Annotated in this window: 17 protein-coding genes; 4 read left to right on the forward strand and 13 right to left on the reverse strand. The window is 45.1% G+C overall.

Going from position 1 to position 20,325, the window contains the following annotated elements; genetic code table 11:
- Window position 1 precedes the first annotated feature (1 nt).
- Window positions 2–1,357 (forward strand): RagB/SusD family nutrient uptake outer membrane protein, encoded by a 1,356-nt coding sequence (locus tag BLR32_RS31265; RefSeq protein WP_089838148.1) that lies wholly within the window; start codon window positions 2–4, stop codon window positions 1,355–1,357.
- Here BLR32_RS31265 and BLR32_RS31270 read toward each other — a convergent pair.
- The 7 genes from BLR32_RS31270 to BLR32_RS31300 form a co-directional block, all read right to left on the reverse strand.
- On the reverse strand, window positions 1,351–2,403 hold the full coding sequence (locus BLR32_RS31270; protein ID WP_143011657.1) for a hypothetical protein: 1,053 nt from the start codon (window positions 2,401–2,403) through the stop codon (window positions 1,351–1,353). The two genes, BLR32_RS31265 and BLR32_RS31270, sit on opposite strands and share 7 nt — an antisense overlap.
- Window positions 2,404–2,462: 59 nt before the next feature.
- On the reverse strand, window positions 2,463–2,681 hold the full coding sequence (locus BLR32_RS31275) for a hypothetical protein (RefSeq protein ID WP_089838152.1): 219 nt from the start codon (window positions 2,679–2,681) through the stop codon (window positions 2,463–2,465).
- An 84-nt stretch (window positions 2,682–2,765) separates the two neighbouring features.
- Window positions 2,766–3,200, reverse strand: a complete 435-nt coding sequence (locus BLR32_RS31280) for a MauE/DoxX family redox-associated membrane protein (protein ID WP_089838154.1) — start codon at window positions 3,198–3,200, stop codon at window positions 2,766–2,768.
- Window positions 3,201–3,292: 92 nt separating this feature from the next.
- A complete protein-coding gene (locus tag BLR32_RS31285; RefSeq protein ID WP_143011658.1) occupies window positions 3,293–3,676 on the reverse strand; it encodes a hypothetical protein in 384 nt (127 codons plus the stop codon).
- Window positions 3,677–3,763: 87 nt separating this feature from the next.
- Entirely contained in the window at window positions 3,764–4,822 is a 1,059-nt protein-coding gene (locus BLR32_RS31290; RefSeq protein WP_089838158.1) for a response regulator, read from the reverse strand.
- 14 nt (window positions 4,823–4,836) lie between these two features.
- A complete protein-coding gene (locus BLR32_RS31295) occupies window positions 4,837–6,087 on the reverse strand; it encodes a PAS domain-containing sensor histidine kinase (protein ID WP_089838160.1) in 1,251 nt (416 codons plus the stop codon).
- Window positions 6,088–6,200: 113 nt separating this feature from the next.
- On the reverse strand, window positions 6,201–7,061 hold the full coding sequence (locus BLR32_RS31300) for an alpha/beta hydrolase (protein WP_089838245.1): 861 nt from the start codon (window positions 7,059–7,061) through the stop codon (window positions 6,201–6,203).
- A gap of 105 nt (window positions 7,062–7,166) precedes the next feature.
- Here BLR32_RS31300 and BLR32_RS31305 point away from each other — a divergent pair, with 105 nt between their 5' ends.
- Window positions 7,167–9,167 carry a glycoside hydrolase family 19 protein gene (locus BLR32_RS31305; protein ID WP_143011659.1) on the forward strand — a complete coding sequence of 667 codons (2,001 nt, stop codon included), beginning with the start codon at window positions 7,167–7,169 and terminating at the stop codon, window positions 9,165–9,167.
- A gap of 97 nt (window positions 9,168–9,264) precedes the next feature.
- A complete protein-coding gene (locus tag BLR32_RS31310) occupies window positions 9,265–9,651 on the forward strand; it encodes a hypothetical protein (RefSeq protein WP_143011660.1) in 387 nt (128 codons plus the stop codon).
- 306 nt (window positions 9,652–9,957) lie between these two features.
- Here BLR32_RS31310 and BLR32_RS31320 read toward each other — a convergent pair whose 3' ends face one another.
- The 6 genes from BLR32_RS31320 to BLR32_RS31350 all read right to left on the reverse strand — a co-directional run bounded on the left by BLR32_RS31320 (window position 9,958) and on the right by BLR32_RS31350 (window position 19,522).
- Window positions 9,958–10,158 (reverse strand): hypothetical protein, encoded by a 201-nt coding sequence (locus BLR32_RS31320; protein WP_089838167.1) that lies wholly within the window; start codon window positions 10,156–10,158, stop codon window positions 9,958–9,960.
- A gap of 239 nt (window positions 10,159–10,397) precedes the next feature.
- The gene (locus tag BLR32_RS31330; RefSeq protein ID WP_089838171.1) at window positions 10,398–10,853 is read right to left on the reverse strand and encodes a DUF6934 family protein; all 456 of its coding nucleotides are present in this window, start codon (window positions 10,851–10,853) and stop codon (window positions 10,398–10,400) included.
- Between the two features lie 220 nt (window positions 10,854–11,073).
- On the reverse strand, window positions 11,074–11,838 hold the full coding sequence (locus BLR32_RS31335) for a hypothetical protein (protein WP_089838173.1): 765 nt from the start codon (window positions 11,836–11,838) through the stop codon (window positions 11,074–11,076).
- A gap of 26 nt (window positions 11,839–11,864) precedes the next feature.
- The gene (locus BLR32_RS31340) at window positions 11,865–13,430 is read right to left on the reverse strand and encodes a RagB/SusD family nutrient uptake outer membrane protein (RefSeq protein WP_089838175.1); all 1,566 of its coding nucleotides are present in this window, start codon (window positions 13,428–13,430) and stop codon (window positions 11,865–11,867) included.
- A gap of 18 nt (window positions 13,431–13,448) precedes the next feature.
- Window positions 13,449–16,562, reverse strand: coding sequence for a SusC/RagA family TonB-linked outer membrane protein (locus BLR32_RS31345; protein ID WP_089838178.1), 3,114 nt, complete (start codon window positions 16,560–16,562; stop codon window positions 13,449–13,451).
- 104 nt (window positions 16,563–16,666) lie between these two features.
- Window positions 16,667–19,522: a TIM-barrel domain-containing protein gene (locus BLR32_RS31350; protein ID WP_089838246.1), complete on the reverse strand. Its 2,856-nt coding sequence runs from the start codon at window positions 19,520–19,522 to the stop codon at window positions 16,667–16,669.
- Between the two features lie 332 nt (window positions 19,523–19,854).
- On the opposite strand from BLR32_RS31350, the gene BLR32_RS31355 reads away from it, so the two are divergent.
- Window positions 19,855–20,322 carry a hypothetical protein gene (locus tag BLR32_RS31355; RefSeq protein WP_089838180.1) on the forward strand — a complete coding sequence of 156 codons (468 nt, stop codon included), beginning with the start codon at window positions 19,855–19,857 and terminating at the stop codon, window positions 20,320–20,322.
- Window positions 20,323–20,325: the final 3 nt, after the last annotated feature.

Below are 20,325 nucleotides of genomic sequence, written 5' to 3' on the forward strand. Positions count from 1 at the left end.
AATGCCACAACATTATCGTAGATACTATCTTATTTTCACCCTTTTGCTGATCGCTTCATGTAAAAAGCTGATCACTGTAGATGCGCCATCTGATGAGATACCGGCAGAATCGGTCTTCTCCAGTGATGCGCTGGCAGATGCCGCGGTAGCAGATCTGTATTATTCACTCTCAGGATATTTTGACAGCAATCTCTTACCTGTGATCAACGGCATGACCGCCGATGAGCTGAATACATTAAACGGCACTCATCTCCGTTATGTCAATAATGCTATCCTGCCTACCGATGCGCCTTTATTATCTTCCTGGAGGGAGCTCTATAAAGTGATCTATGGCGCCAATGCTGTATTGGAAGGACTGGCCACCTCCAATGGATTATCCCAGGGAAAGGTCATGCAATTGAAAGGCGAGGCAGAATTCCTGCGAGCATTCTGTTATTACTACCTGGTCAACTGTTGGGGAGATGTACCACTGATCATTACTACAGATGTTAATCAGACTGCACTGGCACCACGTACAGGCGTAGATTCTGTCTACAATCAGATCATTTCTGATCTGAACCATGCCAGCCAGTTATTATCTGTTTCTTATTATACCGGAGAAAAAGTGAGAGCCAGCAGATGGGCAGCTATTGCGCTATTGGCAAGAGTACAACTGCAGAGAGGCAACTGGGAAGATGCTATAGTATTGTCTTCACAGGTGATCAATTCAGGAACTTATACGCCGCTTATCTCACCCGACAGTGTATTCCTGCGCAATAGCCGTCCCGCAATTCTACAGATCTGGAGAAGTGAAGGATATACATTACTCGGGCAGACTTTTCTACCCTCTGAAGGGAGTTTCTCCTTTTATCCTTTTACAGAAGATTTCATGCAGTCGTTCGAAACAGGAGATAAGCGAAGAGACAGCTGGACAAAGCCTTTCACCTATGGCGGCGCTACTTATTACAACTGCTATAAATACAGGAACAGAACGGCCGCATTACCGGGAAAAGAGGAATACCTGATGGTATTGCGGATAGAAGAACAATACCTCATCCGTGCGGAAGCATTCGCACACCTGAACAATAACCGTGATGCCCTTGCTGATCTGAATATATTACGTGCAAGGGCGGGGCTTCCCGCAATATCCGATACAACAAATAGAGACTCCTGCCTGCCGCTGGTAGAGCAGGAGAGGAGAATGGAACTGTTTACGGAATGGGGAGACCGCTGGTTCAGCCTGCATCGTACCGGCCGTCTCGATGAAGTGATGAAAACAATGAAGCCGGGCTGGAAATCAACCGCGGCCTTATATCCCATCCCGCAGGAAGAGCGGAACAGAAATCCTCACCTGAGTCAGAATAACGGTTATCAGTAAGGGATCTTTACAGCATATACACTGTCCATACAATGAACCAGTAACTTGTCACCGTAAACGAATAACTGATTGATCCTTGCTCTTGCAGGAATATCAAGATAGATACTGCCCTTATACTTGTTGGTTTGCAGATTGTATTGGTCTATCACACAATGTTCATGAAATAGCCTGTCATCATCATTATCTGCTTTTAATTTCGCCTGCACAAACATAACGCCGTTATGCACGCAACTGAAACCATTGACCATCTGATCCGGCCCCTGGTTCATGTAAACATGTTTACTGGCCATCGTGGTAGATACATTGAACCGGGATACAGTAAAAGTATCGATAGTAGATCCCCCACTGATCAGGCGCATGGTACTGTCGAACGTAAAGTATTTATTACTGTAATAATAGAGATAAGTGAACAGGCCTGTTGCTTTATCATAATTCAATGATCCGTCTGTACTCATTCCACCATCGCGGTGTGTTGCCGATAGTCCGTTTCCGGTGAGCATGCTGTCGCCGTCAAGTGTTACGCGCACAAAGAACTGATCTTTTTCTTTAAGGTCCAGCTTACGCAGCATGATATGTTTACCATCGCGTAGCACATGTGCCTGTGAAAAGCCACCCGCAGGAAATATAGCGTATATGCCTGAATCAGTCTGGCCTGTTTTACTGATAGCGGGAATGTTGTATGCGTATACAAAGAATGCGCCCTTATTCACCTCAGTAAAAAAGTAAGTGCCCATAGAATCTTTTAATGATTGCCGGAGAGCAATCTGAAAGGTATCTATGTGTGAACCCGCTTCCATGGAGGTAGAAAACATAACGGCAGGATCAGTGGTAGAGAAATAAAATGTACTGTCATCATTCCCTGCAATGTCCAATATCCGGTCATGCGTAGGAATAGCCATATATGGTTTAACAGGAGTAGTCTGCAGATATAACCGGCTAAAACCATTAGCTTGTTTGTTCGGTGAAGGTGCAGTATAGACGAGTATAACAATGATTAAAAAAGCCGCCAGTAACAGCGACGCGAGAGAATAAATACGTTTTTTCATAGGATCGGATGGCATAACAGGAAGCCTCGTGCACAAGGCTTCCTGCTGTTAACAGGTAATCAGGTTTTTCTGACGATGGTAACATTACCATCCAGGCTTACTGCACATTGAACATTGTTTGGCCCCGGGCAGTAGAGAACTTTGATCTGGGTAGATGTACCGGTTACAATGGTGTCATCATTGAGCATCCATTGCGGATCCGCGTTCAGCTTACCAGCAAAAGCACTCCCTGCTGCGCACAGGGCAGCGAAGAACGCTAAAGATAGTGTCTTTTTCATGGTGTGTTTTATTAAATGTAATACATGCCTACTCTGTTCTGAAGGTTTTCGGCTCCCCCTGTTTAATGCCGGTTGGTTCAGATCTCAGAGAGTTGATTGTGCAGGTGCTTGTTTCTGTGTGTCCTGCAGCAGTACCCCAATAGTTGCAAATATGACAAAGATGATATTAAAGACAATGTGTGCGTTCCATGAAAGATGCTGTAATACACCTCCGCAGGAACAAGGAATAAAATAACTAAGCCTCAGCATAGCCATCAGGTAAAAAGTGAAAAGACAAAGCAGGAAGAATGAAAGATAGAATCCTGCCAGCCGTGTGCGCGGGTATAAAAGAAAGCATGCAATAACTATTTCGCCCAAAGGCAATGCCCATGCAATTACAGGAGCGTATAGGGAGATAAATGGCGATTGTCCCAATTGCCTGCTGAAAGTATCATAATCCAGCAACTTGCTTATACTGGTATAAATAAAAAGGAACACCAGCAAAGCAGAAAGGATGTCCAACAATAGTTTTCTTGACATAGGATATAACGCGCATCCAATATAAGATAAATTTCTAAATCATTTAAAGTATTTTATCAGAGCGCTTAAGACATGAAAAATAATGTGGTAACTTATATTATTGATCTGGCAACAGTTGGGAAGTGTTCCTGCAGATAATCACTGAAGAGGTATTTCAGTTTCTGTACATCAGCATCCATCGTATTCAACTTGCCCCAGATGTGCAGTTGATGTGCGCGGATATTGTCGTAGTTGATGTTATTCATATCGGGATCAGATAGCCAGGCCTGGTGCAGGGCCAGCTCTCGCTTTAAGCCATCAAAGCGGGTATCCAGCTGGAGGAATGTAGTATGAAAATATTCCAGCCTGTCCAGCTGTGAACGATCGAAATGATATTGCAATATATGTGCGAGCTGTATCTTCAGCGCGATATTTTGATTTTCAAGTGCCGCCAGTTGTTTCCTGAATGCAGTGAGTTCATTTAGCAGAGCGTCCATTACAAAACTATCTTGTCTTACATAAAGGTAGATAGTTGCCTGCCTGCTACACAGGACCTGCATCAGCGCAAAAACTGATTTTTATCATTAATTCACCAGGTTAGCCAGTTTCTGTTCATTGAGGATGGTGATCACGCCCTGTTTTATTTCCAGTAATTTCTCATCACGGAAATCGCCCAGTGTACGTATCATGGATTCTGTAGCCGTACCAGCGATAGTAGCAAGGTTCTCTCTCGATATATCAATTGAGAAAGGCTGGTCAGTAACGTGATGATATTTTTTCTTGAGGAAAAGCAGTGCTTCCGCTACTTTTTTGCGCAGGGAACTATATGCGAGATGTAATAACTGCTGTTCTTTCTCGGTGATATTTTTAGCGAGTAGTCTGATAAATTGTTGTGCTACATCGCGGTTATTATTGATCAGGGTTTCAAAGTCTTCCCTGGGAATGGCGGTCAGTTCACATGCTTCCAGCGCTTCCGCATTCTCATGGTAATTGCTGCCTTCGAGCAGCGCCACATAACCCAGGAACTCACCAGCGCTGTAAAGGTTCACTGCCAATTCTTTGCCATCATTATTGACCTTGTATGTTTTAACACGGCCTTTCTCAATAAAATAAAGGCTGGTAGGTCGGTTCCCTTCCTGGTAGATCAGTTGTTTCTTCTTGTACTTGTCTGTATTACCCTCTTCCATTAGTTTTTTCAGAGGATTAGCGCCTGTAGCTGTCAGCAGCAGTTGTTGTATTCCTTCCATATCTGCAGGTAACACCTGTTTTTTAAGTTCTGATTTTTTTAAACGGCTTTCTACCGCGTTCAGCAGATCAGTACCGCTGAAAGGTTTAGTAATATAATCATCCGCGCCCATTTCCATACCTTTCCGGAAATCGCCGCGTTCACTTTTAGCGGTAAGGAAAATGAAGGGAGTATCTTCTACCTTCGGATTTTTCTGTAATAAATGTAACACACCATATCCGTCCAGTACCGGCATCATAATATCGCATACGATCAGGTCTGGTAAGTGCTCCAATGCCATTTCCACTCCCGTTTTCCCGTTCTCGGCCGTGAGTACCTTGTAATTGGCCAGTTCGAGTATCTCGGCAGTGTTTTCACGGATATCGTCATTGTCTTCTATCAGCAGGATCGTTTTCATTATTATTCTTTTAGTTATGCTTGCCGGAAAGTGACAGTAAAGGTGGTTCCTTCATTGAGTACACTTTCGCAGGTAATGTTTCCATTCATTAATTCAGCGTATCTGCTTACAATATGTAAGCCAAGACCCGTTCCCTGGATGTTGCTTACATTGTTGCCTCTGAAGAAACGCTCAAAAAGGTGTTGCTGGTCCTCCTGAGATATACCAATACCGGCATCTTTCACCTTCAATATTACGCTATTTCCCGTATGTTCAGTATGCACGGCTATAACGGTATGTTTCCCTGAGAATTTGATCGCATTTCCCAGCAGATTTAACAGGATATGTTTCAGCAGGGAAGGGTCAAGATTTACTGAAGTGGCCCCCTGATGCTCATAGGTGATCTGCTGTCCTTCCTGCACAATATCCTGTAGCTCCTGTATGGTGCCATTGATATGCTGAACAATATCAAACGTAATACTGCGCACCTGTACACCACCTTCTTCTATTTTTCCGACAGAAAGGAAATCATTGAGTACTTCCGTGAGTAAAGTAACAGAAGAAATGATACGCTGTATATGCTTGCTGCGTTTTGGTTGGTCAGCCTCTGTGGTATACTGGTTCACCAGGAAGGCGGAAGACAAAATGGTGCTGAGGGGAGTACGGAACTCGTGCGACGCCATAGATACAAACCTGGATTTCAGTTCGCTCAGCTCTTTCTCCTTATCGAGGGCCGCCATCACTTCCTGTTTGGAATGTTCCAGTTGTTCCAGTGCAGTGGTCAGTTGCTGCGTACGTTCACTGATCTTATGTTCCAACTCATTGTTCAGCTTCTCGATCTTCTCTTCTGCCTTCTTCCTCTCCGTGATATTATTGATATAGGCGATTACGAAGGATCCTTCCTCATGCTTATATTGACTCAGGCTGATCTCTACAGGAAATTCCGTACCGTCCTTCCTGACGGCGAAAAGATCCAGTCCTATTCCCATCGGGCGACTCTGTGGATGATGGTTATAATGGTTGCGGTGCCCCACGTGCCTGTCACGGAAACGTTTGGGCAGCAGCCGCTCAATGTATTCTCCCACCAGGTCATCCCGATCATACCCGAATTGTGTCAGGGCGAAATCATTGATCAGCACGATCTGGCCCTGCTGATTCGTAACAAGTATACCGATACTGGCATAATTGAACAGCGCCTCGAAGCGCTGCAATTCTTTATTGTATTCCTTCTTGTATACATTGTTACCAGGGAGCATTGCCATCAGCTTATTGAACCACTTTTTCATATTATATACTTACCGTGAAAAGAATACGCGGTAAATATACTTTATAGACTGTAAAATTCCATTTCAGGAACATACGGTCATATGATGGTGGTCAGCCGCCGGAATGATAATGCTCATTTTTCCCTTATATTCCTCTCCAGCCATCTGGCTGCCAGTGTAGTCCAGGCCAGTCCGGCTTTATTGCCTGGTCTGAGCCCGTAACCATGCCCTCCTTTGGCGTACATGTGCAATTCTACCGGTACTTTGGCGTCTCTCAGTGCGCCTGTCACCACTAAAGCGCTGTTACCATAAGGATCATCTGCTGTGGCAAATACAAAGGTAGGAGGGGTATTGGCATCTATCTGAAGCTCAGGTGTAATACTGTGATTAGGACCCAGGTCAAGATAGGCAGGGTAGATCAACAGCGCGAAATCAGGACGGGCAGAACTGCTGTCGCTGGCATCAACAGGCGTATAAGTTTGCTTATTGTACAGGGTGCTGGCTCTTGCACTCAGGCTACCGCCGGCAGAGAACCCCAGTACACCGATCTTTTGCGTCTTCAGTTGCCATTCAGCTGCCCTGCTGCGTACAATGCGGATAGCACGCTGTACATCCTGTAAGGCGCCTTCCTGCTTCTGAGGTACCCGGTACTGCAGTACAAAGACCGTAAAGCCCTGTTCATTCAACCATTTGGCTATTTCATAGCCTTCCAGGTTGATGGCAAGGATCTGATAACCACCACCCGGACACACAATCACACCGGCTCCATTTGCCTTGCCTTTTGCCGGTAGGAAAACCTGCATCAGCGGATCGGTTACATCGGTAAGACGGATTACGCCTTTACTGGTATCCTTTGTGGGAACTGCCGGGTTTTTAGGACCAGTTTCCCCGGGCACAGCCCCCGGCCATAAATGGATAATATCCTTTTCCTGCGTTTGCGCCAAAACCTGCATAGATATTATTGATAATAGGAGTGTGTAGAATAGATTTTTCATATCGCGGATCATTTGCGAAAACAAAATAGTAAAAGAATCAGGAATTCTTATATTTGACGCGACTCAAAATAATCATCGTACCGCCAGGTACCAAATCCTCTATCTATGAAAAGAGCACGTTTCATTGTAACCTTCCTGTTGCTATGCTGCATGTCTGCAGCCAATGCCCAGACGATTAGTGATGTAATTACCAGTGCGGATTGGGATGTAATATTCCCGCATCGTTACAACCCGGATGACCGGTCAGGTAGCGGTATACCTCCCAGTACCCCTGCTAAGGACTTTTACTCTTACGCCAACTTTACGGAAGCAGTAAGACGAATGTCCAACATCAAAATTTTGTCAGAAAGACGTTGTGCCACCAACGCGTATAAGCTGACCCGTGTGGACAAAACCACCGGCGCTTCAGTGGTGATCCGTAAGGATGCCGATTTTGACATTTCTTCCAATGCGATTATCCAGGAGACAATCGACTACGCTACCTTTGCGGGCGAAGGAGATCTGAACGCCCGCAAAAGAGAGCTGATGGCATTCCTGGCTAATATCTCCCAGGAGACTACCGGTGGCTGGCCTACCGCTCCCGGCGGACAATACGCCTGGGGCCTTTATTTCCGCGAAGAAGTGGGCTATGAAGGAACTAACAACATCGGCTACCGCATCGACGATCCTAATTACCCGCCTGCTCCCGGTAAATCCTATCACGGCCGTGGCCCTATACAGCTGAGTTATAATTATAACTACGGACAGGCAAGTGAATTCATCTTCGGCGATAAGAACGTATTGCTGGCAAACCCTGAGAAAGTGATCCAGGATGGTGTAATCGCTCTTGAAACAGGCATCTGGTTCTGGATGGCACAACAATACCCGAAACCTTCCTGTCATGATGTGATGATCCCCGGTAAATGGACGCCAACAGCATCTCAGGAAGCCGCTGGTCTTAAACCTGGTTTTGGCGCTACCGTAAACATCATCAACGGTGGTATCGAATGCGGCAGCGGTACGGAGAATACCAAAGTACTCGGCCGTATCGGTCACTATCAGCGTTATACCGGTATCAAACAGGTGAGTATGGAACTGAACGGTGGTAACAACGCAGCCAATTGCGGTTGCGCTACAATGCCCCGTTTTGCTATCGACAATACAGAGTGTGCACAGATCACAGCACTGAAATTTACATCACCGTCCAACGGCATCATGGGTGTCACCTCTTTAGCGCCTGTTACACTGACCGTATCTAAAAGCGATCCAAGGAATGAGATCACACAGGTATTTATCAAGATAGGCGGATTAAGGTTATCAGGTACCAGCGTACAATGGACGCCTACAGCTTACGGTGCACAGACGGCTACCGCAGTTGGTCTCAGGAATGGTAAGGATTCCATTGTAACTACCATCTCATTTACAATATGGAACACCCAGACCTTTGAAGGTTGCGCTTCCCTGCCGGCATGGGAGTCTGCAAAGATCTATGAAACTGCCGGCAACATCGTAAAATACAATAACGTCATCTATCGTAACCAGTGGTGGGCAGGTAGCGGCGATATTCCGGGTACCAACACCACCTGGGCTGTAGTAGGTGCCTGCAATGGCAATGGCGGCGATGGCGGTGGTACCGGGCAGCCTTGCGATGGTGTAGCCGGCTGGACACAGGGCGGTATCTATACAGCAGGCAGCAAAGTTGCATACGGCAACAAGATCTACCAGGCTAAATGGTGGACACAGGGAGATCAGCCTGACCTGAATACCGGAGATGGTAAACCCTGGACATTCGTAAGTAACTGTACTACCTCTCTTACAAATGTAACAACAGCTGTTGTGGCAGATCAGATCACTATCACCAACGGATCATTGAAAGTATATCCGAACCCTGTTACAGGCAATACCCTGAATGTAGCAGTAGACGCCGGCACAGAAAAAGTACTGTTGTCACTCGTGAATACAAAAACGGGCCAGATTGTACTGCAACAGGTGGTTACACCAGCTGCTAAAGGCACTCAACAGGTACAGCTGGATATCAGCAAAGTACCCGCCGGTGTATGGATCTTAAAAGCTGATAAAGGCAGAACCGGTGTGATTGGAAGCAGAAAGATCGTGAGGTTGAAATAAAGTTAATTTTTAAGGGAGCTGTAACCAAAGGCATATCTCATGCGTTAAGGTTACAGTTCCCTTTCCATAAACAGGGAAGGGACTTAAATTAATTTTCATGAGAAGATCATTAACCTTTATTTCCCTGGCTGTAGTTGTCATGGCCGGATGTAGCAAGAAGAATGCACCTGCGCAGGATTGCGTAAAATATGAGAAAGTCCATGTTACCAGGATCGATAAAGCATCGGCCGGTACAGATGGCGCTACTACCGTTTATTTTAACGTAAACAATGGCTGCGGACAGTTTCACAAGTTCAATGAAAAGAAAAGCGGCAACACACGTACCATCACTGTAGAAGCAGTGTATAAGGGTTGTATGTGTACCATGGATATTCCTGAAAGGAAAGCATCCTATAAACTGACAGAAAAGACTCCTGGTACTTATTACCTGAAATTTGTCTCCGGGGAGAATGATTACCAGATAGATACAGTAGTTGTTAAATAAAAGAAAGGCGTCTCGTTTAAGAGGCGCCTTTCTTTTTATAGTTGTTTTAGTATGATTTTTTTATGCTATAGTTGAGGGCCGGAAGTAAGCCCTAACTTTTCTGGTAACTCCTTGGCACAGGATACTTTGTTAATGTTTCCTCTGCTTCCTCATGCTTTTTCCTTGCAAAAGGGCGTATCTCCAAAATTTCTTCAAGAGTCATATCTGGCCCGTATAGGAACCATAATATTATTTTTTCTTTCGGGAGTACCTGTCTTTTGTTTTTTTGAGATTACGTTTTCCATGAATGATGATTTAATGAATGAATTATTTTTTAAGCAATAGTTCCTTAGGAAATGGACATCTTTCCAATGTAGCTTTCGCCTGCTCATACTTCATTCTTGTAAATGGACATATCTCCAAAATTTCTTCAAGAGTCATATCAGGCTCTGTCGGAACCATGATATTATTCTTTATTAAATATTCGGCTATCCTTGTTTCTCGTCCTTTTGAAATTACATTTTCCATGGATGATAGATTTAGTATCTGGAGTTATTCATTTGTAGTTTCTTTCTAAGTAGTATTTCTTCAGGAATAGGATACTTGGTTAGCATAGCTACCGCTTCGTTGTGTTTTTTCATTGTAAAAGGACAATTTGAGGCCTCCTCAAGCGTGATTGATCGTAGTAAACGATCAGCCTTGAAGGTTCCCTTTTTTTGCCCGTTCGAGATTACATTTTCCATGAATGATGATTTTAAATTTGTTTATTATTTTAAATGATTTCTTGTGCCGAGAAATGCACTGTACTTTTGATTTTGGATAAAATCTTGCCATTCGCCATTTTGAAATCCGAAGATGTCAAATTGATCGGTAACATCTTTCCAATACTTAGTAATACAGAGTCTATATAATCTTGTTCTTGAGAGTGTACTGCCTCTTGCATATATGAACGCTTCAGGATGTTCTGTTGTGAAGTTTTCAACCACTGCAGCCACAGTTGCTAATATCATCTCTGGGTCATTGTTCCCTGAATTGACATTGTCATTTATAATACCCGTTTGCGCATTTATTTCGCCAAATGCAAGATTATAACAGTTATGTCCCATCAGTGTAAACCGTATGGTCTTTTTAATAAATCCTTTTGGTCCAATACTAGTAAATTCATAATCCGTCTTTGTTTTGGTTTTTGAAGTTAATCTAAACAAATAATGATCTAAGTGCATTCCACAGGTTTTAATTTAAACAATGGTATTTCATCCTGAACATATCACTATAAAAAAACGCCACCCCTGACGTGTGATCATCAGGGGTGGCGTTTTTCTCTATCACTAAGTTACATCTTTCTTCCACATCTCAAAATTTCTTCTCAACTTTTTTCAAAAAAAAAGAAGGGATGAAGTGCGAAACCTCATCCCTTTTCTCTTCCATCTTAAATCCCGTAAACTAATAATTAAATCCCTTCCTTTTGTACATCCAGATGTTTCTCCAGCCATCACCCTGCTGTGCCAGGGTGAGTTCGTCGGCAGTCAATTTTACAATCACATATGTAACCTTGTTGCCCAGGCTGATGTCACTACCTGTTATCTTCAAAGTCTTATTTAAAGTATCCAATTCGAACAGTGCTTTCTGCGAGGTACCCCCATGCGTAAACGTATAGTTTTTCGCACCCTTCAGATCGAAGGTCATTTCATCCGCAGCTACGCCCTGTGATGTCAGATAGGCGATACCGTTCTGCCACCATTCAGGTGCTGTTGCTCCGCCGGAACCATTACCATAACAGATACCTCCGGGAATATCAGATGCCCATACCCATGTCTTGCCTTCCTGCGCATTGGCAAGCAGGTTCCACATAGGACTGGAAAAATATTCAGGATCATTTTCTGACACCGTGATCTTGGTAGAATCAGCTAATGGGCCACCCTGTGTATAGATAGTATAACGAATGGTATAGTCTCCCGCAAAAGGCAGATTGATCGTATCCAGTTTCTTTTTGGAGAAACCACCGGTAAATTCCCAGTAGGGGATATAACCACCTTGTGTAAGGCTGTTTAACATTACTATATTGTCATGTCCCTGTTCCTGTGTAACGGAGAACTTCACGTCGCTCTTGGCGATAGATGGTCCGCCAAGGCTTTCTTCATCTTCCTTTGTACAGGATACCAGCATAGCTGATAATGCAAGCAGGGATAAGGTGATAAACTTTTTCATAATGCAGTTTTTTGAATGATTCGACATTAGTTAGCCCAGCCGGCATTTTGTTTGTAGACGCCGCTTGACAGATTGATCTCCTGTTCAGGGATTTTAAACAGTCCCTGTGTTTCCGTACGGAAATTCACATCGAACTGATTATCGGAGTTGCTATTGTCAATGGCAGCTTTGGCAACGCTTATACCCTGACGCAGTAAGTCCCAGTAGCGTAATCCTTCCAGTGCAAATTCCAGGCGACGTTCTTCCATGATCAGCTTCTTACCATTGGCATCGCCGGTCAGTGTTTTACGACTGGTAGTGTTCAGGAAAGCCCTGTCACGTACCTGGTTGTAATAGTTCTGCGCTTTGGATAGATCAACATCGAGATTCAATTCTGCAGCCATTAACAGAACATCTGAATAACGGATAATAATATCATCAAAATAGTTGTCGATCTGGAAGTTACCTCCCTTGCTATCTGCATTGCCATCATTCAACGGCATATATTTTTTCCAGAAATAACCGGTATACTGTGCCTGATCACCGACAGAATATGCGGTCAGGTTTTCATCTGCGATAGAGATGATGCTGGCGCCTCTTCTGGTGTCGGTAGCATCGTAGGCATTCCATAATTTAGGTGTAACAGTGCCGGCGCCCCATCCTTTGTAGTAAGGGCCAATCACCTGGCTACGGATACCGATATCCACCTGCATACGGTTGCCATTATGCTGGTCCCAGTTACCCAGTCCTTTGTAAGTAAATTTGATAGACCACACCGTTTCCTTATTGTCTTCTCCCACAAAAGATTTACCGGATGCCTGCCATAAGCGTGGGAAGCTGTCTACCAGTCCGTAGCCGCTTGCATTGATGACATTCTCCAGGTAGCTGATCATTTGTGTTTTTGTAACAACACCTGCCAGGTCCGGCTGATTATAATAACCGGTGTAGTACAGGTATACGCGGCCTAACAGCGACTGTGCCGCCCATTTGGTTACTCTGCCATAATTGTTGGGAGAGATACCCTGGTATGCAGTAGCAGGCAGGTTATTGGCTGCATATTGCAGGTCTTCAGCGATCTGTTTGTATACATCAGCCGGAGTCGCCTGCGGCATATTATATTCAGAAACGGTAAGCGGTTTAGTAGTCAGCGGAATATTGCCGAATACACGTACCAGGTCGAAGTAGAAGTACGCTCGCAGGAAGCGGGCTTCTGCGGTATAGGTGGCTTTGAGAGTGCTGTCAGTACCCCAGTTCACACCATCTATTTTGGAAAGCAATACATTGGCTCTGTAGATACCAGTGTAACCTCTCTGCCACAGACCCAGGTTCATATTGGATGCCTCCTGGAAACGGTCCCACTGTTTCCATACCAGGTCAGAAGTACCGCCGGCACCAAAACAGTCATCACTGGCTATTTCTGATACCAGGTGAATGTTGTCATAGTCACCGATATTGAGCTGGCTGTATACAGACACCAGTGCCTGTAAGGCCTGTGCCGGTGTCTGATAGAAGGATGTTTCCGTCTGTTCATCTACAGGCGAAAGCTCCAGGAAGTCTTTGCTGCAGGCAGCAAAGAGTGCTATTGCTATAATGGAAGCGAAGATCTTTTTCATGTGGATTGATTTACCGGATTAGAATTTAACGTTCAGACCAACCAGTACTGTCTTAGGTTGCGGATAAGTACCCAGGTCTATACCGGAAGCCCATCCGGTAGGACCATAACCTACTTCAGGATCTACACCTTTGTAAGGTGTAAAGGTGAACAGGTTGGTAGCAGAAACGTATAATCTCAGCTGCTGTAAAGGCAATGTGTGTAATACCTTTTTGAAATCATATCCCAGGTTCAGGCTTTTTACACGCAGGAAAGACGCATTGTGTACATACAGATCAGAAGAACGGATCCAGTTCTGGTTCAGTTCAGCGCCATCTGTTACACGCGGAATGCGGTTAGAGGTGCCTTCACCAGTCCAGCGACCCAGTATTTCTGTACTATAGTTGCTGAGCGGACTGGAGAAATCATGCGTTCCATCCCAGATCTGGTTGCCATAGTTACCATACAGTGAAGCCGAGAAATCGAATCCTTTATATCCCAGGTTGAAGTTCAGACCATAAGTGAACTTAGGATAAGGATTACCGATCTGCGTTTCATCCTTGCTGTCTATCACGCCATCTCCATTGAGGTCCTGGAAGCGAACATCACCAGGAAGGGCATTAGGCTGTATTTTCTTACCGTCTTTACTTACATAGGCAGCTACTTCATTTTCATTCTGGAAGATGCCTGCTGTCTTATATCCGTAGAAATAACCCATCGGGAAGCCCACCTGTGCGCGGTAAAATTCCGGCATACTTGCGTAGGTGATGCCCCCAGATCCGTTGATGATCTTTTCCCGGTTGGGGATATCGGTGATCTCGTTACGGTTCACACCGATATTACCATTTACACCTACTGTCAGATCATGGAAAGTATGACTATAACCCAGGGAAACCTCCACACCCTGGTTACGCACATTACCTCCGTTGATCAATACTGTTGATGCACCGGAAACAGCAGGTACATTCACTGGTACCAGCCAGTCTTTTGTTGTCTTACGATATACATCTACTGTCAGGTTGAAGTCTCTGAACAGTGTCGCATCAATACCCACGTTGGCCTGTTCTGAAGTTTCCCATTTCAGATCAGGGTTAGATATCTTGACAGGCGCTGCACCTATAAAAGGAAGGTCGCCGCTGCCAAAATAATAACCCAGGTATTGTGTAGAGATGGTAGACAGGTACTGATAATATCCTGTAGGAAGGTTACCATTCTGTCCCCAACCAGCACGTACTTTCAGGAAGTCCAGCCAGGAGAGTTTGAAGAAATCTTCATTGGTAGGTACCCAGCCAATAGAGAAGGATGGGAAAGTACCTCTGCGGTTGTTCGGTCCGAAACGGGAAGATGCATCTGATCTTACCACAGCGGTGAACATATACTTGTCAGCATAAGAATAGCTGATACGTCCGAAATAAGAATAGAGTGTAGCAGAACTGTCTGCACCGAAAATACGTTGTGTACTGTCTGTAGTACCGTTGTCTATAACGGCATTATCCAGTCCTTCTTTGGTCAGGTCCTGTTTGTAACCGTACAGGTAAGAAGTTTTTGTTTCGTTGGAGTTCATACCTACCAGTACGCCTATATTATGCTTACCGAAATCACGCTGGTAGTTGATAGTGTTATCCCAGTTCCAGGTATGTGTGCGGTAGATGCCCTGTGTAGCGCGGGAATGCTCATTCACCACGTTGGTAGACAGGTCGTATATCGGCGTATAACTTCTTGCATCGTTATTGCTCACATCAATACCGAAGTCGGTACGTAATGTCAGTCCTTTAACTGGAGATACCTGCAGGTAGGTATTACCCATGATACGGTCAGTCTTGGATTTGTTCTGGTTCTGATAATCCATTACGGCTACCGGGTTCGCTTCCTGTACGTTGAAAGTAGATTTAGCGTAGCTGCCATCAGGATTGTATACAGGGAACAGCGGACTTACTGTGAACGCCGACCGGAGAGCATTGGCGTAGATATTGCCCACTCCAACACCTCTTTTACGGGATTGTGTGTAGGTCACGTTTTCGCCGAATATCACGATGTCCTTATACATTTTGTGCTCGCTGTTCATACGGAAAGAGAGCCTGTCGTATTGGGACTGATCTTTTAAGCCGACCACACCATCCTGTTTTGTATAGGCAACGGAAGAAGAGAACACAGAAGTCTCATTGCCACCAGCGAATCCAAGGGAATGGTTCTGCATCGGAGCTTTCTTGTTATAGATCGCTTCCTGCCAGTCAGTACCCTTGCCCAGTTTGCTGAGCTGGTCCATAGTGAAATAAGGAACGGAGCCGGAGTTGATGGCCATTTCGTTCATGATCACACCATAGTCGTGTGCATTGAGCACAGATACTTTATGTGAAGGATTCTGTATGCCGTAGTAAGAGTCATAAGACATTTTCATGTTTCCTGCACGGCCTTTGCGGGTGGTAACCAGTACAACACCATTAGCGGCTCTTGCACCATAGATAGCAGAAGATGCTGCATCTTTCAGCACATCCATAGCAGCAATGTCTGAAGCGTTCAGGTAGCTGATATCGGAAGTAGGTACACCATCCACGATATATAAAGGATCAGCGTTACCTACAGTGCTCGTACCGCGGATGCGCACTTTCATGCCTTCTCCCGGCTGAGCCGAAGTAGCGGTGATCTGTACGCCCGGTGTTTGTCCCTGTAAGGCCTGATCTACACGTAGCGCGTGGTTCTGTTCCAGCTGCTGGGTGTTCACATGGTCAATAGCGCCGGTCACCAGTTTTTTCTTTTCGGTACCATAACCTACCACCACGATCTCATCCAGACCGGTAGCGCCTTCGGAAAGATTGACGGTGAGTGATGTTTTACCTCTTGCAGAGATTACCTGTTTGGTAAAACCTACAAGTGTTACTTCCAGGGAATCGCTATCGCTTACCTGGAGATTAAAGCTTCCGTTGGCATCGGTAATAGCGCCATTGTTGGTGCCTTTAATACGTACGCTGGCGCCGGGTAGCGGGCTATTGTCTTTTCCGGTAGTTACCTTGCCGGAAAGCGCTCTTTTAGCTGTTTGCGCCATTGCTACGTTGACGGGCAACAGCATCGCCATCAGCAGCACGCTGCTTAATCCGCATGAAACGGGAATCATGCAGGCAGTCACAAAATCTCTGATTTTGTAAGCAGTTTTCATAATGTTAGAATGTTAGTAGTTACGGGATGTTTTTATAGATGGTCAAACGTGAATAAAATTCACAACGTGTTAATTGTTAAAAATTCTTTTTTTTCATGTAGTGGTTAATTTTTTAATGATATCTTTTTCTCTGTACCATCATATGTTACAACGGTTGCATTCCTGTTGTCGAAGTCCATGTTCACTGGTTTATCTTTTCCTGCTCTCACAATACGGAAGGTCCTGCGTTGCAACATGCCTGGGAAATTGCCTTCCCGCTTGCCTATTGTCAGCGTCTGGCCAGCTTCATCGTATGTGAGATTGATGGTACTGTATTGTCCTTTCTCGTAATTATAATTGACACCCTCATCTTCGTAGAGTGCGAATTTTCCATTAGCTCCTGTATATACATAAAGAGTGATCGTATCGGCCGGACGCTGTGCAGTGTACTGTATAGCGGGACCGAAAGGAACAATGCTGCCTGCTTTAATATATACGGGGATTCTATCCAGCGGAGCATCCGCGGTTATGTATTGTCCACCTTCATTATAAGTGCCGTTGTAAAGATCGTACCAGCCGGTATTGGCAGGGAGATATAGTTTACGACTGCGAGCTTTATAAGTATATACCGGATTTACCAGCAGCGCAGGACCAAACATAAACTGATCACCGATGTTCCTGACAGCTGTATCCTTGTCAAAATCCATGATCAATCCACGCATCAGGGTGTATCCACGATGATAGGTTTGTCCTGCAAGGGAATAAATATACGGCATCAAACGATAACGTAGCTTATCATAATAGACCATTGAGTTCAACTCGGTACTATTTTCCGGCGCAATGTTGAATGGTTCACGATAAGGATACTGTCCATGCGAGCGGAACAGTGGACAGAATGAACCGTACTGGAACCAGCGGGTGTTCAGTTCTCTCCATTCCTGGAGGTCTGCCCCCTGTGGATCAGGCTGGTCGTATTTATCTTCTACATAAAATCCTCCGATATCTGTTGTCCAGTAAGGCATACCCGATAAACCGAAATTCAGTCCCGCAGGTATCTGTCTCGCCAGTTCATCAAAGCGTGCGGCAATATCTCCGCTCCAGGTAGCAGCTCCATAGCGCTGCATACCTGCATAAGCGGAACGTGTCAGGATAAACACGCGTTGATCAGGTTTCTCATGGCGTTGACCTTCATAAATACCTTTTGCATTCATGAGGGCATAGGAATTAAAATATTGTGTGGATGGTCCCAGCGCAGTAGGATTCATTAACTGTTTGCGGTAGTCGATAGTAGCGTTGGACAGCACATCTGGTTCTGTAGCATCCAGCCACCAGGCGTCCACACCCTTGCTGAACAGGTGCTTGCTGAGCAGTTGCCAGAACAGCTTACGGGCGCCGGGATTGAAAGCATCATAGAAAGTAGATACATATCCCTGGCCAATCCAGTCCCTGATACCATCATTAATGCTTTGTTTATAGAGCCAGCCTTTATCGTTAAAGAGCTTATAGTTTGGAATATCCTTATAGAACTTTGGCCAGGCTGATATCATGAAGTGGGTATGATAGATATTGTGCAGGGAATCTATCATGCCTTTTGCATCCGGGAACCGCTGAGGATCGAATTCCTGGCTACCCCAGGCGTCTTCTTTCCAGTAAGACCAGTCCATTACGATATTGTCCAGAGGGATCTGCCTTTTGCGGAATTCCTGGACAGTGCTGATCACATCACGTTGTGTCTTATAACGTTCCCGGCTTTGCCAGTAACCTAATGCCCACTTTGGAACAATGGCGGCTTTACCGGTGATAGCACGATAGCCATTGATGACATCATCTGTCTGTTGGCCATACACAAAATAATAGTCTATTTTTTCGCCGGCCTCTGAGGTCAGCGCTGCTTTGTTTTGCAGCCTGGCAGGAGTAGGAGAGAGGTGTTTTACAGAAACAAATGCCTGGTCGGATTCAGGGATCCATTCCACTTTTAGGCGGTGTTTTGTTCCTTTATCCAGCTGGTGACGGAAAACGGAAGGACCAGGATTCCATCCCTCCCTCCATTTGTCGAGTTTTAACTCTCCGTCTATCCATACTTTGATGTAACCTGAGCCAGTCATAAAAAATTTCTCCTGTCCGCCGGTCGGTGAGCTAATGTCTCCTTCCCAGGTGATCACGCCTTTGGCCATCGGATAACCCGCAGGTATTTTCTTCAGGTCAGGCAGAAAGGTAAAGTCGATCAGCGACTCCTGTCTTTGCAGGAAGATGCTGTCGGGTTTATTACGCATTGCATAGGTAGCGGTCAGGCCACCCGGTTTGCCATTTTTATCAGATAGCTGTAAACTGCCCAGTTCTTCATAGGGCCTGTCATCGCCAAAGCGGGTAATGGAGTAGTTATCCCAGAGTATACCATAATGCCTGCTGGATACCAGGAAGGGAATTACGGCAACAGAATTGTACTGGGTGAGGTCCACATCCTGGTCCTTATAGTTCATTAATCCTGTCTGGTGTTGCCCCAGTCCATAGAAAGCCTCTCCGGCAGGTGATTCAAATACCTGCTGTAATTTATACAGCGGCTTCCCATCAATCACGGCTGGAGTGAAGGTCTTTCCGCCACCTTGTTTTTCCTGCAGGATCACCTGTCCTTTGGGATCTCTGAATACTACTTCTCCGGTAGTCAGATCAATACTGGCTGTTAATGTGCCTGTTTTTAATGTAACCTGGTTGTTTTTCTCCTCACTGGTCCATTTTACTTCCCGGGTACCGCTTACCACGGCCATCAGGCTGGGGGTTCCGGAAATGGAATCTGCCGGGCTGGCAGTTACCCTGATAATGTTGTCAGTAATTACCTGTAATCTTACCTGTTTAACTCCTCCGGTGGTCGTTTTTTCTAACCGTACGAGCAAACCATCCTTAAATCTTTCAATCTTTCCCGCATAGCAGAACTGCATGCAAAAGGTAAATGCCAGGACCGGGAGTAGTCTCTTTTTCTTCATATCCATGGAATTGATCTGATAATTATTGTTGGCAGCTGATAGAATATATTATCAATAGTTTCTATTGCTAACGTGTTGAGACAAATTTAACAGTCCGGTTTAAGACCCAGGGGACGGGATTGTTTTTGATTAGGGGTATAAATGTTAACCATATGGGGAGGGGAAAGGTGAAGTTTGATAAGAGAAAGGGTATAATTTGTTAAGGCAGGGGTTCAAAAAGGGGAGTCGGGAATCATTGACTTTGTCATATTTTATTTTTTATTCCCTGTTAATGGATTGAAGCGTATTGTCTTGTAACTTGTGGGAAGGCATGACAAAGCAGTAAGCACCTGATGACAATTTCTTTTGATCTTGACGACACCCTGATCCCGGGCATGAAACGATTTCCGACAGAACCACAACGTTTCTGGCATCGGCTGGTTAGCCGTGAAAAGCTCAGGGCAGGTACCCTGACATTAATGAGGGCATTAAGAGAGCAGGATTGTAAAATTTACATTTACACCACTTCCCTGCGGTCGCGGGCTTATATCAGACGACTTTTCCTGTCTTATGGTATACAGCTAGATAAGGTCATTAACAAAACAGTACATGATAAAGCATTATTGGGGCAGGCAGGTTCTGTATCCAAACTGCCATCTGCATTCGATATTGATTTGCATATTGACGATTCGCCTGGGGTGGAACAGGAGGGTGTTCGTTTTAATTTCAGGACGTTTATAGTGGAGGAGCAGGATGAAGATTGGGTAGGGAATGTATTGATGAAAATAAAAAGCCTCCCCGGGTTAGCAGGGAGGATGTAGGGG

Source organism: Chitinophaga filiformis (genome assembly GCF_900102545.1).
GTDB classification, from domain to species: domain Bacteria; phylum Bacteroidota; class Bacteroidia; order Chitinophagales; family Chitinophagaceae; genus Chitinophaga; species Chitinophaga filiformis.

Bases quoted from the DNA above. Each gene is read 5' to 3' on its own strand.
- BLR32_RS31310 (WP_143011660.1), top strand. From the start codon at position 9,265: ATGAGAAGATCATTAACCTTTATTTCCCTGGCTGTAGTTGTCATGGCC.
- BLR32_RS31265 (WP_089838148.1), top strand. From the start codon at position 2: ATGCCACAACATTATCGTAGATACTATCTTATTTTCACCCTTTTGCTG.
- BLR32_RS31355 (WP_089838180.1), top strand. From the start codon at position 19,855: ATGACAATTTCTTTTGATCTTGACGACACCCTGATCCCGGGCATGAAA.
- BLR32_RS31305 (WP_143011659.1), top strand. From the start codon at position 7,167: ATGAAAAGAGCACGTTTCATTGTAACCTTCCTGTTGCTATGCTGCATG.
- BLR32_RS31280 (WP_089838154.1), bottom strand. From the start codon at position 3,200: ATGTCAAGAAAACTATTGTTGGACATCCTTTCTGCTTTGCTGGTGTTC.
- BLR32_RS31335 (WP_089838173.1), bottom strand. From the start codon at position 11,838: ATGAAAAAGTTTATCACCTTATCCCTGCTTGCATTATCAGCTATGCTG.
- BLR32_RS31290 (WP_089838158.1), bottom strand. From the start codon at position 4,822: ATGAAAACGATCCTGCTGATAGAAGACAATGACGATATCCGTGAAAAC.
- BLR32_RS31350 (WP_089838246.1), bottom strand. From the start codon at position 19,522: ATGAAGAAAAAGAGACTACTCCCGGTCCTGGCATTTACCTTTTGCATG.
- BLR32_RS31300 (WP_089838245.1), bottom strand. From the start codon at position 7,061: ATGAAAAATCTATTCTACACACTCCTATTATCAATAATATCTATGCAG.
- BLR32_RS31285 (WP_143011658.1), bottom strand. From the start codon at position 3,676: ATGGACGCTCTGCTAAATGAACTCACTGCATTCAGGAAACAACTGGCG.
- BLR32_RS31295 (WP_089838160.1), bottom strand. From the start codon at position 6,087: ATGAAAAAGTGGTTCAATAAGCTGATGGCAATGCTCCCTGGTAACAAT.
- BLR32_RS31330 (WP_089838171.1), bottom strand. From the start codon at position 10,853: ATGCACTTAGATCATTATTTGTTTAGATTAACTTCAAAAACCAAAACA.
- BLR32_RS31270 (WP_143011657.1), bottom strand. From the start codon at position 2,403: ATGAAAAAACGTATTTATTCTCTCGCGTCGCTGTTACTGGCGGCTTTT.
- BLR32_RS31345 (WP_089838178.1), bottom strand. From the start codon at position 16,562: ATGAAAACTGCTTACAAAATCAGAGATTTTGTGACTGCCTGCATGATT.
- BLR32_RS31340 (WP_089838175.1), bottom strand. From the start codon at position 13,430: ATGAAAAAGATCTTCGCTTCCATTATAGCAATAGCACTCTTTGCTGCC.
- BLR32_RS31275 (WP_089838152.1), bottom strand. From the start codon at position 2,681: ATGAAAAAGACACTATCTTTAGCGTTCTTCGCTGCCCTGTGCGCAGCA.
- BLR32_RS31320 (WP_089838167.1), bottom strand. From the start codon at position 10,158: ATGGAAAATGTAATTTCAAAAGGACGAGAAACAAGGATAGCCGAATAT.